The sequence below is a fragment of the Bacillus cereus group sp. MYBK195-1 genome, assembly GCF_051916605.1.
GTDB classification, from domain to species: Bacteria; Bacillota; Bacilli; order Bacillales; family Bacillaceae_G; genus Bacillus_A; species Bacillus_A cereus.
The window spans coordinates 1,432,049-1,449,291 of sequence record NZ_JBQAGZ010000001.1 but is presented as its reverse complement, the minus strand read 5'-3'; the positions used below and the strand labels follow the sequence as shown (position 1 = coordinate 1,449,291).

The following is a 17,243-nucleotide window of genomic DNA, read 5'->3' as shown; positions in this document are numbered from 1 at the left end:
CGTCCCCCTAAATGCTTTCATTAAAGAAAGTACTTATTTTTCCGTCTCTTGATCTAACCACCATTTAAATCCACTTTCTTGTAACAGTTCATTAGACGCTTCTGGACCATATGAACCAGACTCATATTCATGAAGCGGTAATAAGTTTTCCTCGAACGCTTCAAGAATTGGTTGTACCCATTCCCATGACAATTCAACTTCTCTCCAATGTGCAAAGAATGTAGCGTCTCCACTCACAGCATCATGAATGAGTCTTTCATACGCTTCAGGTACTCCCACATCCGCTTGCTCACAAGTAAAGTTAATACGCATCGGTTCAATTTCTCCATTTTTCAATGGATTTTTACTGTTTAACTGTAATGAAACGTTCTCACCTGGGCTAATTTCAATTATTAATAAGTTAGGTGCTGCATTTGGATTATTATCTTGATATTGCTGTTTTAACGTATTTTTAAACTCGATTACAATACGAGTAGACTTTTCTTTCATTCGTTTGCCTGTTCGTATATAGAAGGGAACGCCAGTCCAAAATGGATTATCGATCCACAGGCGAGCAGCAATAAATGTGTCTATGTTAGAAGAAGGATTTACTCCTGGTTCCTCTTTGTATGCTACAACTTGCCCGCCTTTTATCTCACCTGCAGCGTATTGTCCGCGAATGATATGGCTTTGAACGTCTTCTTTTTTCACTTTACGAAGCGTTTCCATTACCTTTCGCTTTTCCTCTCGAATTTCACATGCATTAACCTTTTCCGGCAGATTCATAGCAGTCATCATTAATATTTGTAACATATGATTTTGAACCATATCTCGAATGGCCCCTGCCTGGTCATAATATCCTGCCCTTTCTTCAACCCCAACTGTTTCACTCGCTGTGATTTGTACATTCGCTATATGTTCTTTATTCCAAATTGATTGGAGAACAGGATTTGCAAATTCTAATGCCTCAAGATTTTGAATCATCGGTTTACCTAAATAATGATCAATACGGTATATCTCGTCTTCTTCAAACGTGCGACTAAGCTTATCGTTAAGCTCACGAGCAGATGTAAGGTCGTGCCCGAATGGTTTCTCAATCATCAGACGTTTCCATCCATCCGTTTTATCAAGTCCGCTTTCCTTAATATTTAAAGCAATGGTCTCGAAAAATTCAGGAGCAACGGAAAGATAAAACATTCTATTTCCTTTTATATGTAATTCTTCTTCCCTTTCACGAACGACTTGTAATAACCTCTCATAGTCTTCTGGCTTACTCACATCTAATGGACAATAGCGAAAATTATCTAAAAAACCTTCCAGTTCTGGAGTACCTTCTTCTCTATGACGGGAAAACGTCTCTATTGATTCTTTTATTCTTTCTTGAAAATCTACATGAGATACTTGACGTCTCCCAAGCCCGATAACGGATATTTGCTTTGGAAGCTTTTGATCTCTATATAAGTTATATAGTGCGGGGTAAATTTTGCGTTTCGCTAAGTCCCCTGTCGCTCCAAATAAAACAAAGGTCATTGATTCCAATTTCAGTCCCCCTCTTGTTGTATAATCCTTGTCAATATTTTAAAAATGAATTGTACAGAAGCTCATGTTTTATAAAAACAAAGAGTTATCAAATTCCAATTCTTTTTATACCTTTCGCTTTTTAATTGTCCCCAATATTAATAGTGGCAATTCAAAGCATTTCTACCACAACTTACTTATTTATAGAATTTAACAAAACATTTTATATCTGATTACTTTTAGTAATTAAATAATCTTATGTCTAATATATTAATCACATAAATTATTATCGTCAATAAAAATGTCTTGAATTACATACGATTTATTTCGTAATAATTTTCTAAGTGTATTCCTAGTTACCATTCATTTTCAAAGATAATGATCGTTATAATAAATATCAGTTTCATCTAAATCTTCAATTAATTTTGCGTTAAACTCACGAGCAGACATTACATTATAATCAAAAGGCTTCTCTATAATAAGACGATTTAATCCTTTTATAGCTCACAATCCACTTTCCTTAATATTTAAAGCAATGACATCAAATACTTCTGGTATAACAGATAGGTAAAACATGCGGTTTTCAGGAATGTTTAATTCTGTTTCACGCCTCTTTACAAGACTAAACAAATCTTGATAGTCCTCTACATTCGCTGTATTTAATTGACAATAACGAAATGTGCTAATGAATCCTTCTACTCCTGATTCGTCATCAGTAGATCTTCTAGAAAATATAGCAATGGATTGTTCTACCTTTGTTTGAAATTCCACATCTGACATTACCTTTCTACCAATACCGATAATTGAAATATACTGCGGTATATTTTCATTACTAAATAGTTTGTATAAAGCAGGGTGAATTTTGCGTTTCGTTAAATCCCCTGTCGCTCCGAATAAAGTGAAACTTTAATCAGTGGAGGTTTTGTTCATCCCCACTGATTATTAGCCTTCACCAATCGGGCTTTTACGGGCAGTTGATCCTCCACCTAACTTCTGCTTCCGCTGAATTTTTAGGCGGGGGTCTTACTGCCCGGCAAATAGCGGGATAAACATAATGAATAAATCATGTTGCAAAAATAACATCTACCCTTTCTTCATAAAGCTTTACAATTGCTTTCGCAAGTACGTTACATTATTTCACGTACTTCCCCCTTCTCTATATAAAATTCTCACTAACAAAATTCAAAATATTATACTTATTTTTCGTACTTTGCTATGCTATAACCACAAACAGGAGGTATAAACTATGAAAGCACAAATTATCCATTCTTTTGGGGATTCATCTGTATTTCAATTAGAAGAAGTTTCAAAACCAAAACTTTTACCAGGTCATGTTCTAATCGATGTAAAAGCAACAAGTGTAAATCCAATCGATACAAAAATGCGGAGTGGAACCGTTTCAGCCGTCGCTCCTGAGTTTCCAGCTATATTACACGGCGATGTAGCTGGTATTGTTATTGAAGTAGGAGAAGGTGTTTCGAAATTCAAATCAGGGGATAAAGTATACGGATGTGCCGGAGGTTTTAAAGAAACTGGAGGTGCACTTGCAGAATTTATGCTTGCTGATGCACGATTAATTGCTCACAAACCTAACAATTTAACAATGGAAGAAGCTGCTGCTCTACCATTAGTTGCAATTACAGCTTGGGAATCTTTATTTGATCGTGCAAATATTAAACCTGGTCAAAATGTTCTCATTCATGGAGCTACTGGTGGCGTAGGACACGTAGCCATTCAACTAGCTAAATGGGCAGGCGCTAAAGTTTTCACAACAGCTTCTCAGCAAAACAAAATGGAAATAGCCCATCGTTTAGGAGCCGATATAGCTATTAATTATAAAGAAGAAGCTGTTCAAGAATATGTACAAAAACATACGAACGGAAACGGATTTGAAGTTATATTTGATACAGTAGGCGGCAAGAATCTTGATCATTCTTTTGAAGCTGCTGCGGTCAATGGAACTGTCGTAACTATTGCAGCTCGTTCAACCCATGACCTCTCTCCTTTACACGCAAAAGGACTCTCTCTGCACGTTACTTTTATGGCATTAAAAATATTACATACAGATAAGCGTAATGATTGCGGAGAAATCTTAACGAAAATAACGCAAATTGTAGAAGAAGGAAAACTTCGTCCATTGCTAGATTCTAAACCTTTTACGTTTGATGAAGTTGCACAAGCACATGAATATTTGGAGTCAAATAAAGCAATAGGTAAAATAGTTTTGAAAAACGTTTGGTAACTTTCACTAAATAATACAAATAACAAATGTTTGTTGTTGGAAAATAACAGCGAGATCGCTTCGCCTTATCTTTTTCTTAAAAGGCGTGCCACAACCTTAAAAGCTTTCCATCCTTTACAACAAGTAAAAAAATAACAGCTAAATTTTGAGGTGGGGGTCTTACTGCCCAGCAAATAGCGGGATAACATTCAAAAAAACCTTGCAGAAAAATTCTACAAGGTTTTTGTCCATAAATACAAATTAATCACTATATTAAAATGAAAGAGTTTGTAATTCATCACAATAATATTAAATATACGCTGCTTTAAAGGCTTGTTGGACAGCTTGTACTTCTAATGAGTCTTTACCATATAAGTTCGTTGCTACACGAATACAAGCTTCTTTTAATTCTTTAAAATCAGAAGTCATATTTAATTCATCCGTATTTGCATAATAGAAAATATCAAACATTTTATCTTCTCCAATGCCATGTATGTTTACTCCATTATGGCTTCCACCACTAGCAATCAAGTAAGCTACTTTATTAATAATGCTAGAGTTCGTGTGTACACCACCATGATCGTGGTCAGCATCAATAGGTAAGTTATTATAATGCCTATAATCCTCTGGATATCTAGAAGAGATAGATGATGGGTTTTTCATATCTCTAAAAATACGACCTGATTGTTCTCCCATTGTCCAATTGAACTTTCCGTTATTGGCATACTTTTCAACTGCTACTCCTAAAATATCAGATAACGCTTCATTAATTGCACCAGCTTCTCCTGCGTACTCAAGTCCAGACTCATTTCTTGTAACCGCGTGTGTAAATTCATGTCCTGCCACATCAAATGCTCTAACAATTGGATCTCCGTATACTAGCATAGCGCCATTACTAAATGCATTAAACCACTGCTTAGGATTTCCTTTATTCGTACCATTTGTGTTCCAACCATGAACGACAGAAATTACTTTTTGTCCGTTATTATCAAAGCTGTTACGGCCATATTTTTCTTGATAAAAATCATATACTTTCGTTGCTAAATAATGGGCACTAACTGCTTTAGGATCTGTAAAATTTGTAGAATTACTTGTTACTAAATCATCGAGATAACCCCATACATTTCTTCTATAATTATTATAATCTTTATAATTAGCAGTATATGTTTCAATTCCCTTACCACGAGAATAATCTGCAAGCATGTACGTTCCATCACTTCTTTGTGTAATTCCAAACGTACGATTAATACCTAAGTCATCTTTTCCTGTACCTGTTAATTTTGAAGGATCTGTTGATTTATTTGATGTCGCAGATTGGACAATACTACTCTCTACTTGTATACCCAATTTTTGAACGAGTTCTTTTAATAGATTACCACCAAAAGCATCAATTAATACTGTACCGGATACATATTCAGGTGTAGATGCACTAAAAGTAATTTGATATGCGTTTGTAGCTTTATTTGTATTTTCATCTACATATACCACTTGTTTAATTTCTGGTTCTTCAATAAATGTGAGATCATTTCCATAGATGTTGAAAAGCTGTTTCTTTGCATCCTCTTCTGATAGAGTAATAGGTTGTTTCAAATCTTCCTGTTGTTGTAAATCTTGAGCACTATCTCCCGAAACGCTCGTAAGTACACCATCATCATTAATATGTGCTGTTAGTTGATATCCGTATACATCACGTCCTTCATACGTTTGTTGAAGACGTACCAATGTAGTACCATCATAAGATTTACGACTTTGCGTAACATTATAATTAACTTTGGATTCCGTATTAACTTGCTTTGATGATAATGCTTGTTCTGTTTTTCCTTTTAGTGCATCCTTTGCTACATTTTCTGCCGAATTTTGAGAAGGTGCTGTTAAATTACCTGTTCGGAACGTATCTTCCTTTGTTTCCACTTTTAAATCTTCTGTTTCCGCATGTACTCCTCCATAAGGCATAATCGCCGATAACACCACTCCTGTAGTTAAACCTACCTTTACGAAATTATTCATATTTTTACTCCTTTATAATCGTATTATTAAATTAAATAAATGCATTTTAGAATTTTAAGCATAGATAAAAAATTTTAACTATGGCCAATCGTTTTTACATACCTCTACATACATAGGTTAATAGATTGGTTTGCTACTTTTTTAGATTCAATTCAATTCATTTCTCAAAAATTATTCATTATATAAGCTATCTTTATATTTATTCATATACGTTATTTTTTGTGGTTCTGATAACATATTTATTGCCATCCACACATTCTTTTTCATTTCTAATTTTTGCATTGGTATCTCTTTTAAAAACTGATTACCTATAATCGCTTCCATTTCTTCATCAATTCTTTGTATAAGATTTTCTTCTGGATTATTTTGCAAAGAAGTATTTTTCAATCCCCATTTTGTTATTATAAATTCATTCGTTTTATTCATAGGATTAATAATAGTAGCTTTACTAGTTAATCGTTTTTTTATTTCATCATGATAGATTTTAATTCTATATCCCTCTTTTAGTGGAATGATATCTTTTACAATTGTTACATTTGTTCCTTCCATTTCCTTCGTATAAATTTTTTCACCTTTTTCATTAAAGACCTCTATCGATGCATATTTTTCACCTGCATAATAGCTATGAGGCGTTTTAGTAGTAATCGTAAAAATAGCTCGATTTTGCTCTAAGTCTGTATTTAATACGGCAAACTGGTCATCTCCTAATCCTAGGAATTGAATCGTTTCATTTACCAACTTACTCACTTTCATTTCGTTAATATCAATCTTTAGACTATTATCTTTTTCTTTTACATAGGCATAATACGAACTGAAATGGTACATACTATTCGTTTTCCCACCTGAAATTTCAACCGTATACACTCCATTTGGTACGTCTTGTAAATTGATATCTGGTGTTTCAATTGTTTTCTCTTGAATAACTGTATTCCCTTCTTTTAATTTAATTTTTCCTCCTTTTAATGTATCTATTTCATTTGTATTTAAATGGATATGCAAATTCCCTTTTAGCCCAAGTGGAGCAATTTGCTGATTCGTAACTATTTCGAAGTTGGAGTTTATCGGAATATCAGGATCAACTATAGCTCTTGCTTTCGCTAATTGTGATTCAGGCACTATATAAGCTAAAGAAGTAACAGCCGGAAAACCTTTCGCCCTATTCATCTCTATTTGTTTGTGATTAAGCTTAAAGCCCCACCTTTCAAAAACAGGTGTAAAATCAACTTGTCCATTCTCACTATAATACTGATTCATTAAATCTGGTAAAGAATGGTCACCTTTTTTGAAAGCAGCATTGCTAGCTAGTTTTCGATAACCTTGATACATTTTTGCAAATGCTTCATCGCCAGCTTTTTGTTTCGCCATCGTTAAAAGAATAAGTTTTTGTCGTAAATCTAAATCATCATAATTTTTATTTTCTTTCATTAAAGCATTATATAAATTCCGTTCTACCTGTTCCTTTTTCCCGAAATTAAACAACCAACCAACTTGATCTGCTTTTTTGCCGTATTTACTATATTGATATTGAACACCAAATAGATTATTAGAAACTTCTCCTGTAAATATTCCTTGATTATCAAAACCAGCTTGGTATCCATGAGCGATTTCATGTAAAGTTCCCCAACTTAGTTTATCTAACCACATCTTTGTACTATCTGTACTATTCGCTGTCCAATTTGTGCCATAATAGGCACCGCCAGCACCAGATATATCTGCTTTTAAGAAATAACGATTTTGACTTTTTTTATTTTCAAACGTTGAGCCATCTAAACCAATAATTGAATCATACATCACAAAAATATCTTCATAATACGCAATTAACTCATCCAATGATTGAAAATCTTTTAAAGATCTTACTAACTCTTTATCTTTTTTAGGTACAAATAATTGAAAACTCTCCCCTTGAAGTAACGCATACTCTCCATCAAATTGATCCCATGTACTAAAAAATTGAGATACACTTCCTTGTTGTTTATAAATGGGAAGGGGTTTAGTAGCACTTTCATTCCCTACTTGGTACTCAAGTACAGCGTGCTCTTCACCATACGGAGTATCTATGAAAGGAACTAAAGACGTATCACCTTGGATAGTAACCCATTCATTTCCTACTTGTATGGATTTTTCATTTTTTGAGTCATTAGACAATAAACGTAATGTTAATTTGTCTTTAAAATTAGGATTTGTTTGTCTTACCTTTAATGCTGTATTTCTCTTCAAAATAAATCCTAAATCTTGTCGATCATGATATTTCCCCTTACTTATGCCCGCCTGAAATATCCAAGTAGGCTCTTCTAAACTAGTAATTTTTTTTGCATTTATTCGTTCATCAGCATGTAAGTGTATATTTCCTATGAGGAAAAACATTGTATACATTAGGCCTATAACAAGTAACCTTTTCATTTGCATATCTCCTTCTCTATTTTTTTATATACAAAATACAATAAAGCCCTCCTTCTTCACTTATAATTGTCGTCAATAAGTTACTTATCAGTGTAATTATTATAGTTACATTAACTCGTGATTATCAATCATTAAATGTATGTAATTTTGCATATATGAATATTTTGTGATAAATTCCAAAATATCGTATAATTATCAATATTTTTTCAGACATTATTCAATAAAAAAACACGAAGACTCTTAAGTCTTCATGTTTTTTATACATGTTATTACACTTGTGATTGAATTAATTACTAAAATCTTTTTAATCGTAAAAAATCAATTATTTTTAGGCTGATAGCCGTACCTAATCTTTTACAATTTACTCATTCTTTTTGTTCTGTAATATTAAATTTTGAAACCAATTCCGTTAATTCTTCCACCTTTTCTTTCATTTTGTTGGATTGGATTGATATTTGTTCAATTGATTCGGCCTGTGATTGAATTGAATTTACAGTTTGAAGAGTCTCCTTTTTCACATCCGTTGCAGTTTCAGAAACTAGCGAAAGAGAAGCATTTACTTCTTCTGTACCAGCAGACATCTCTTCTGTCGCTGCGGATACTTCTTGAATTTGACCTGTAATCTTATCAATATCTCTCATAATAGACAAGAAGGTTTGATTCGCTTTGTAAGCAGCTTCTTTTCCTTCTACTGCCTTTTGTTGTCCTTTTTGCATGACATTAACTGTATCTTGGGTATCTTTTTGAATGGATTTTATTAAATGATTAACTTCTTTTGCAGATTCTTTAGATTGCTCAGCCAAGTCTCGAACTTCTGCGGCAACCACTGCAAATCCTTTCCCATTCTCTCCAGCACGTGCCGCTTCAATAGCGGCATTTAAGGCAAGAAGATTCGTTTGTTCGGCAATATTAGTAATTGCAGCGAGAGCTGTATCAATCTGTTGTGTACGTGTAACAAGTTTATTTATTACTTTTGATGTTTCCTCGACAACATCATGCACACTATTCATTTGAAGAATAGAGTGATTTATCACTTCACTACCGATATTTATTCGTTCTGTAGTCGTTACTGCTACCTCAGCGACTACTGCTGAAGATTCAGCTACAGTTTGCACCCCGGTTGTAATTTCTTCCATTGAGGATGAGCTCTCCTGAATACTAGTTACCTGTCCTTCTATTTTTGTTTTTACTTCTAAAACAATCTGTACAACCTCATTTGAAATACTAGACGCTCGATTTGTATCTTGTAATACGCCCTCCGTAGTAAAAATAACCTCTTGTGTTGTCATCTTAACATTCGCAATTAATTGTTGAAGGTTATCTAACATACTATTAAAAGACTGAACAATATGCCCTAATTCATTATTTGCTTTATAAGGAGTACGTGTTGTTAAATCTCCAGCTGCTACTTTTTCCATATCATTTTGTAGTAATGCAAGTGGTTTTCGGATAGTTAATTTAATAACATATCCAATTAATATAATTATTAAAATTGCTAAAATCGAAATACTAACAAACATTATCATTGTATTTTGAGCACTATTATTATTTTCCTTCTGTAAAAGCTCTGCATTATTACTATTATATAAAATCAATTCACGAATTGATTTTATTGATTTTTGCATATTAGGTTCAATCTCTTTTAGATAATATGCATATGCTTCCTCATTATTAGACTTCCCTAATTCTTGTGCTTTCTTCATTTGAGTCCTTAATTCATTAAATGTTTCATGAAACGTGTTATATAATTCTTTTTCTTTAGTAGAAATAAGCTTAGCCTCAAACTGCTTTAAAAGATGATCATTTTCCTTACGAATCCCATCCATTTCTCTTATTAATTCGTTCATTCTTTTTTCATCTTTTGATAACATTATTTCCATAAAGTTCATATTAACGTGATAAAAATTAGATTCTACAATTCCAATCCACTCAATTGGTAGTAAATTATCCTCATACATATTAGAGGAAGTACTTTTCCCTCTTTCTAATCCCCAAAACCCTATTAGGGATAATACTATACATGCAATACTTGATATAGTTATTAATATGTTTAGTTTTGTACCAACCTTACTGTTTCTTAATAATTCCAATTCACTTTCTCCATTCTAATATATAGTTTAAGTAATGTATTTTATACCAAGAATCCCAAAATTACGATGTTTATTTTGTAATATGTAATTTTGCATATCGTCCACTACTGATTCAAAATAACCTAACATTGTAATTTTCGTTTTCCAAAAATTCATGATTATGAACACATCTCATTAATTCTTGAACTTCTTATCCAAAATATCCGCATATACTGTGGCACCAGGGAAAACCATCACTGATATGATATATAAATTACGCTTCCATACAAGACTAGCTTAAAAATATTTTTCTTATTGCTCATTTTTCTATTTCCCCTCTATTAGAAGTACTCCTAGCACATCACACTAATAAAAACGATAGTATTAAAAAATAAGGAAAGACATAATACGTATGTCTTTCCTCTAAAATTGTAATACTCAATATGCTCTTGGCTCTATTTGATTTTCCATTTAAATCCTCACATATCTTTCTTTATAATATCTCCTAACTCCATCCAATTTGTAATACGCGGGATATTGAGATATTGATTGTAAGAAGTAGTTTTTGCATATACATTTATCGGTTTTCCTATTAACGTTTCTAAAACAGCCGGCTTATCATCAAAGAAATAGTTTAATTTTATTTCTTGTATGAAGTGTATTTTTTCTTCATCCTTCATTCCATAGAAAAAGCGATCTTCATGTACCGGAAATCCTTTTTCTATTAACCATTTTTTTGTTTGCTCTCCATGCTCTTTAGGTCGCGCCGTTATATAGTAAATTTCATGTCCCTGTCTTTCTAATTCTTGCAATGTCTCTACAGCATATGGAAACGGTGAACAAGAAGTATAATAAATCTCATCCAGCAAACTATTCCACATATGACCGCCTTCCTCCGAAGTCATGTCAAATGCTTCATGAATTTCAATTGTTTTTAAAGAATGGAATACATCCACCCCTACTTTTTTGTTTAATTTCTTATTATATAAATGAAAAGCATGCTGCCTTAAATCAATTAATGTATCATCGATATCAAATCCAAACTTCACTCTTCATCGCTCCTTTCTGCAATCCATTTATCGGAACATATAAGTAGTTTTTATTCCCCTTATTTCTCATCTTTCCGATATGCTGGATAGCCAATAAATCTATAATCTTTTCCAATCTGGGTAAATGATATATCCTTAAATTCAATTGCATCTTTCATTTTAGTAATACCAGTCCCCTCTACAAAACTAGGCGCCAATCTACCTCCAATAATTTTAGGTGCGAAATATAAAATAATTTTATCCATTAGTTTATTTTCAATAAACGAAGCATTTACTTCTCCACCACCTTCAATAAGCAGGGAGGAAACTCCTTTTTGTCCTAAAACATCAAGCATTTCATGTAAGTTTATATGCTTTTCTCCGCTAGTAACAAATACTTTAACTCCTGCATTTTCTAATGCTTTCTTTTTTTCCTCTGCATGATTACTTGTTGTAAATATCCAGGTAGGAGCTTCTCTATCTGTAACAACGTTAGCTTCCATCGGTATGCGTAACGTCGAGTCCAATATTACTCGAATTGGATTTCGGCCATTTGGAATACGTGTTGTCAATGATGGATTATCCTTTTGAACAGTATTCGCTCCTACTAAAATAGCCGCATTTTCGTTTCGTATTTGGTGTACTTCTTGTCTTGCTTCTGTAGATGTAATCCACTTACTATCCGATAAAGACGTAGCGATTTTCCCATCTAATGTAACTCCTGATTTAATCGTTACAAATGGGCGCTTTGTCAAAATATATTTATTAAAGACTTCATTCATTTTTTTAGATTCTTCTTCACACATTCCTACAAGTACTTCAATACCTGCATCTTGTAGAATTTTAATTCCACGTCCAGAAACAAGCGGGTTTGGATCAAATGTAGCAACTACTACCTTCTTAATTCCTGCTTGTACAATTGCTTCAGCACAAGGCCCTGTTCTACCATGATGAGAACAAGGTTCAAGAGTTACATAAATTGTACCACCACGTGCCTGTTCTCCAGCCATACGTATCGCATGTATTTCGGCATGTGGTTCTCCGGCCTTCATATGTGCTCCGACCCCTACAATTCGATTATCATTTACAATTACAGATCCAACCAATGGATTTGGAGTCGTTTGTCCCTTCATAGCCTTGGCATTTTCTAGTGCTAGCTTCATATACAATTCATGCTCAAGCATGTAAGTGTCCCCCTTCAAAATGTCCAGAACGCTGAATCTTCGTTTGCAAATATTTCTCATTAAACTCTGAGACATCACCCCATAACGGTTCACGACTCGTAACATTTAATCCAGCTTTTTGTAACGCTTCTAATTTTTTCGGATTATTTGTAATAAGTTTTACAGGTTTTGAGCGTAGCGCTTTTAATACTTCAATTGTATCATCATAGTTTCGAACATCATCTTCAAAACCTAGGTTCAGATTAGCTTCTACTGTATCTAACCCATTTTCTTGTAAGAGGTACGTCATAGCTTTACTAAACAAGCCAATTCCTCTTCCTTCATGATTCGCTAAGTAAAATAAAGCACCTGAACCATGTTCTGTAATCATTTGTAAAGACTGCTTTAATTGGAATCCACAGTCACAACGTTTACTACCAAAGATATCACCGGTGTGACAAATACTATGCATACGAATTAGGGCATCTTCAGAATTCTCAAAATCACCATATACAAGTACACTAGATTGCTGCATATCAGCTAAATTAATAGATGAGAGTTTTTCGATAATTCCTTCTACACTATTTGTAACCTCACTACATTGTAACCAAGAATACCATTGAAAAACTTTAGTCTCCCCATATAAATTAATTGGCAATTTGATAGGACCTACTAAATAAATATCCTTTCCATCTTGATGTATAAATTGAATTTTATCTTCTAACATATGAATTGTATCTGTTGTAACCATTAGGTACCTCCTAGTATAGAGAATCTCTAAAATTCTCTTCCATTGTTATATTTTTTATTGTTTAACTTACACAACGTAAGTGTTTTTACAGATGCTATTCTTTTTTCTCTCAGCTTATATGCAATATGTATCATTACAACTTTGGCCATTTAAAGAAAAGAGTTTTAGTTACATAAAACAACTTAGTTACTTTATGTAAGTTAGTATACATTCGTAATAAATTTACGTCAAGTAATTAATTATAAAAACATTTGTTACTAATAGTAAGATGTTATATAATTTATTTTAGGAGGTGAAGGAAAATGAATGATTCTACATTATGTCCTCGCTTTGAAAAAGGAATGAAATTTTTTAGTCAACGATGGACAGCACTAATTATTTACCAACTTTTTTCTGGATCTCAGCGCTTTTGTACACTTGAATCTTCTCTTCCTGTTAGCGGAAGATTACTTTCAGAAAGATTGAAAGAATTAGAACTAGAAGGAATTGTCGAACGTAAAGTCTTTCCTGAGACACCAGTTCGTATAGAATATTCTTTAACTCAAAAAGGATTTGCTTTAGAAGCTATTATTCGCGGAATAGAAGAATGGTCACAGGAATGGATAGAACTTGAGGAATAACATAAAAGCTTTTTCGTATATAGTTTTAAGTAATCAAATTACAGATACCTATTATTAAAACGCTAATTTTTCAAGCATTTATGAAAAGCTAGCGTTTTTTAATAAATAAAATGTAAGAAATAAAACAAGGTGATCAAAATGATCACCTTGTTCCCTTACAGATTAAAATAGTGTTTTAAAATCTTTTATTCATACATACTCGATTAATAAAAAAAACGAATAAGCTTTTTTATTAATAAACAGTTTTATTTTTACAATACAGTTAGCTTCCCCTGCTATTTGCGGACAGTAAGACCACCACTGATTAAATTTCCATTTTATTACATTCGAATATTACTTATGAAATTTCACACGCTCTTCAAGTGGTTGGAATTCTTTTTCACCTGGTGCAGCTGTTGGATTACCAAATGGCATTTGTGCAATTAGTTTCCAATTAGCAGGGACATTCCATTCTTGTTTTACCTCATCGTCAATTAATGGATTATAATGTTGTAATGATGCTCCTAATCCCTCTGCTTCTAAACCTGTCCACACGACTAATTGGTGCATACCTGATGCTTGGTGTGACCAAATTGGGAAGTTTTCAGCATATGCAGCAAATTTTTCTTGAAGCGATTTAACGATAGCCTCATCTTCAAAGAATAATACTGTTCCATAACCAGCTTTAAAAGAATCCATTTTTTGTTGCGTTCCTGAAAAATCTCCATCTCCAACTACTTTTCTTAATGTTTCAGTGGTAATATCCCATAATTTATCATGAGCTTCACCAAATAATACAACTAATCGTGCAGTTTGAGAATTGAAAGCGGATGGAGTATATTTCACAGCAAACTCCACGATTTCTTTAATTTTTTCATCCGATACTTGTACCTCTTTATTAATCCCATAGTAAGTACGTCTTTCTTTCAGTGCAGTATAGAAATCTTTTGTCATAATTCCGTTCCTCCTAAGTTTTAATATTCTTCAAAATGATACATCTCGAAGATAGTATGCGTTTAAATGAGTTCATTTTTGAATCATTGAACTTCCTAGCACCCATTGCCAGTCATTCTAAATCTAAACACACTGCTTCTTTCAGTTTTCCTAAAAAAGCCTTATAACATCATTCATAAAATCTAATCATCATTCGGTACTATTTTACCCATTCTCTATTCATGTATCCTGCTTGTTTCATATTTACACAAATATGAAATGTAGCTACTTTAATCACCAAATTTCACATTAATTTAGAGCATCTTCAATTACAGCAATTTCGCTCACTCGAACAAAACGATGCAATTTAAAGAACATTGCAAAATTAAGTACTACCTGTAAAAGAACCCTCTTAGCCGACTATAAGAAAAAATAATAAAAAGCCAAAAACGAACAATAATATGTTCATTCTTGGCTTTTACTTAACCATCACATTTATTTTTACTATTGCTTCAAATGATTTTTAACTGCCCTTATTACCAATTCGTGATCTTCTTCTGGTGGTAATCCTGAAACTGTTATCATTCCAATAACCCCTACGTTTTTTATTCTGATAGGAAAACATCCACCAAACGCAGCGTATTCTGAAGTATCTAAAAGATATTTTTCATTATAGGAGACCCCAGTTATTTCACTTTGTATCTGCATATAATACGAGCTACGATCATGCAGGGAAACGACTCGTTTTTTACGCTCAATCCATTTCGTATTTTCCTCATTTGTCCCTGTCATCTTGAAATGAAATAATTGCACACCATTTTTCGTTATATCAACAGCAATCAATTTCCCCTCTTGCTTTGCTGTTTCAACGATAAATAAACCTAGTTGCAAGGCATCTTCATTTGTAAAAGAGGAAAATTGAAGTGTTTCCTCCTCTTTTAAAATTTGTTTACTTATTTCATTCAAATTTGAAGTACTCATATCTTTAACCTCCATAATTGTTTTATGCCACACCGACATTTTTCCGAAATTATTAGGCCATATAGTACAACCTTTCAATCAATCTGATTCTAAATAAACTACTGTAACATCTTTGGTAACTAGTAGTACCGTAAAGCCTGTTTTCTTCTTACTGGTGCTATTATGAATGACATTCAAAGTTATAAAAAGTACTATTCTACTTATCCCTATCTTACAGAGACTATTATGAAATATATTTAACATCTTAAAAATGTATGTACTAAAGAATAATATTTTTAATCACTAACTTTTTTGATCAATCGTTATAATCCAATTTCATCAAAATTTTTATCAATTATTACACTATCCAACAATAGGAGGAAACAAAGATGGATGAAAATATATCCAAAAGCTGAAAAGCAGTTGAGTCCCTTGAGAGAATAGTTATAATTCACTACATATAGAAATAGACATACAAAACGCCATCCTTTCCTATAATTCTAAAGAAAGAATAGCGTATTCTTTTCAAAAATGAGTTCTTTTATTGAAAAACTTTGATTCTATATTATACATAAAAGGGCAACCAATGCTAAAACAGCTGGAAGTCCTTGTTTCACAATAATTGATTTATTAGATGTGAAACCTCCGAAAATAGCTGCTATCACCACACAAATCACGAAAAATAATTGGACCATATAACCAATTGGATTGAGCCCAAGTACAAGTCCCCAAATGAGACCAGCCGCTAAAAATCCATTATATAAACCTTGGTTTGCAAACATAATGGCTACGTTTCGATCTCCTTCTAAATGCTTCGGTAATTTGAAAGCACGTTTCGCTACTTTTGAATCAATAAAAAACATTTCAAGGATCATGATAAACAAATGTTCTAATGCTACGATCCCGACTAAAATAGCTGCGATTATTTCCACACTATTCTGCCCCCTACACTCTCTATTCTTTAATATTCTCTACATTTTTTTGCATCTGTAATAGAACATGAATAAGTATTTTGCGCTCTTCTCCACTGATATTTACGAACATTTCCTTCATAAAATGTTCCTTTTCTTTCTTGTTAAAACATTAATTGATATATCAATTATTGATACATCAATTAATATACATCTCTCTTTTTATTTTTGCAAGTTTTTTTGCTCAATTGGTTTTATTTTGTTCCAGCAACTTTAAACCAATTCAAAACATCAGTTCGCATTTCTAGAAATCATAATTACTTTAAGTTCATTCTGACAATCATATTTAACTACATATATAAAAGAATTGAGTTATACCTCCATCAATTTATAAAAATTAATTTTTTCTAAAAACAGATACTTTACGTTTTTTATAGTAATAAAAATCATTTTTTGTTTCAGAGGCAATCCATTTTGTTAGCTTGATGGGCATAGGATAGCACCCAGATGACGAACCAATTATCTTTCAAGAAGACGACTTGAAATCTGGATTTGGTACAGGAGTTGCCTACTTCTCCGATTCAGCTGGTACTAATTTAGAGCTAATTGCTCCAAAAAGGCCATTCAGACGTGAATAGTTAAAATAAATTAATACCGAAACAAGCCACCTTCTGCCTGGAAGGTGGCTGTTTGTCGGCAAGTTG

12 protein-coding genes and 2 pseudogenes are annotated in these 17,243 nt (G+C 32.9%); 3 read left to right on the top strand and 11 right to left on the bottom strand.

Going from position 1 to position 17,243, the window contains the following annotated elements:
* Positions 1-33 precede the first annotated feature (33 nt).
* Both zwf and ACTFRY_RS07605 read right to left on the bottom strand, forming a co-directional pair.
* Entirely contained in the window at positions 34-1,518 is a 1,485-nt protein-coding gene (zwf, locus tag ACTFRY_RS07610) for a glucose-6-phosphate dehydrogenase (RefSeq protein WP_087875600.1), read from the bottom strand.
* Between the two features lie 348 nt (positions 1,519-1,866).
* Positions 1,867-2,403, bottom strand: a pseudogene (locus ACTFRY_RS07605) (glucose-6-phosphate dehydrogenase); the annotation flags it as partial.
* 340 nt (positions 2,404-2,743) lie between these two features.
* On the opposite strand from ACTFRY_RS07605, the gene ACTFRY_RS07600 reads away from it, so the two are divergent.
* Positions 2,744-3,739, top strand: coding sequence for a zinc-dependent alcohol dehydrogenase family protein (locus ACTFRY_RS07600; RefSeq protein ID WP_061664255.1), 996 nt, complete (start codon positions 2,744-2,746; stop codon positions 3,737-3,739).
* 288 nt (positions 3,740-4,027) lie between these two features.
* Here the strand turns inward: ACTFRY_RS07600 and ACTFRY_RS07595 are convergent, their stop codons facing one another.
* From ACTFRY_RS07595 to ACTFRY_RS07570, 6 genes are all read right to left on the bottom strand, one after another.
* Positions 4,028-5,725, bottom strand: a complete 1,698-nt coding sequence (locus tag ACTFRY_RS07595) for a M4 family metallopeptidase (RefSeq protein ID WP_001058947.1) — start codon at positions 5,723-5,725, stop codon at positions 4,028-4,030.
* A gap of 171 nt (positions 5,726-5,896) precedes the next feature.
* On the bottom strand, positions 5,897-8,125 hold the full coding sequence (locus ACTFRY_RS07590) for a putative mucin/carbohydrate-binding domain-containing protein (RefSeq protein ID WP_098617216.1): 2,229 nt from the start codon (positions 8,123-8,125) through the stop codon (positions 5,897-5,899).
* A gap of 365 nt (positions 8,126-8,490) precedes the next feature.
* Positions 8,491-10,215, bottom strand: coding sequence for a methyl-accepting chemotaxis protein (locus tag ACTFRY_RS07585; RefSeq protein ID WP_098617215.1), 1,725 nt, complete (start codon positions 10,213-10,215; stop codon positions 8,491-8,493).
* 458 nt (positions 10,216-10,673) lie between these two features.
* Positions 10,674-11,243: a 5' nucleotidase, NT5C type gene (locus tag ACTFRY_RS07580; protein WP_098617214.1), complete on the bottom strand. Its 570-nt coding sequence runs from the start codon at positions 11,241-11,243 to the stop codon at positions 10,674-10,676.
* Positions 11,244-11,302: 59 nt separating this feature from the next.
* Positions 11,303-12,406, bottom strand: coding sequence for a bifunctional diaminohydroxyphosphoribosylaminopyrimidine deaminase/5-amino-6-(5-phosphoribosylamino)uracil reductase RibD (gene ribD / locus ACTFRY_RS07575; protein WP_098617213.1), 1,104 nt, complete (start codon positions 12,404-12,406; stop codon positions 11,303-11,305).
* The gene (locus ACTFRY_RS07570; protein ID WP_000258865.1) at positions 12,399-13,136 is read right to left on the bottom strand and encodes a GTP cyclohydrolase II; all 738 of its coding nucleotides are present in this window, start codon (positions 13,134-13,136) and stop codon (positions 12,399-12,401) included. The genes ribD and ACTFRY_RS07570 overlap by 8 nt, the downstream gene beginning before the upstream one ends.
* Before the next feature lie 302 nt (positions 13,137-13,438).
* Between ACTFRY_RS07570 and ACTFRY_RS07565 the strand changes: the two genes are divergently transcribed.
* Entirely contained in the window at positions 13,439-13,756 is a 318-nt protein-coding gene (locus tag ACTFRY_RS07565) for a winged helix-turn-helix transcriptional regulator (protein ID WP_001000104.1), read from the top strand.
* 333 nt (positions 13,757-14,089) lie between these two features.
* Here ACTFRY_RS07565 and ACTFRY_RS07560 read toward each other — a convergent pair whose 3' ends face one another.
* The 3 genes from ACTFRY_RS07560 to ACTFRY_RS07550 form a co-directional block, all read right to left on the bottom strand.
* Positions 14,090-14,689 carry a nitroreductase family protein gene (locus tag ACTFRY_RS07560; RefSeq protein ID WP_000158938.1) on the bottom strand — a complete coding sequence of 200 codons (600 nt, stop codon included), beginning with the start codon at positions 14,687-14,689 and terminating at the stop codon, positions 14,090-14,092.
* Positions 14,690-15,172: 483 nt separating this feature from the next.
* Positions 15,173-15,688: a heme-degrading domain-containing protein gene (locus tag ACTFRY_RS07555; protein ID WP_002061924.1), complete on the bottom strand. Its 516-nt coding sequence runs from the start codon at positions 15,686-15,688 to the stop codon at positions 15,173-15,175.
* 500 nt (positions 15,689-16,188) lie between these two features.
* Positions 16,189-16,560 carry a DUF1304 domain-containing protein gene (locus ACTFRY_RS07550; protein WP_000402471.1) on the bottom strand — a complete coding sequence of 124 codons (372 nt, stop codon included), beginning with the start codon at positions 16,558-16,560 and terminating at the stop codon, positions 16,189-16,191.
* A 482-nt stretch (positions 16,561-17,042) separates the two neighbouring features.
* Here ACTFRY_RS07550 and ACTFRY_RS07545 point away from each other — a divergent pair.
* A pseudogene (locus ACTFRY_RS07545) lies at positions 17,043-17,177 on the top strand (VOC family protein); the annotation flags it as partial.
* Between the last annotated feature and the right edge of the window lie 66 nt (positions 17,178-17,243).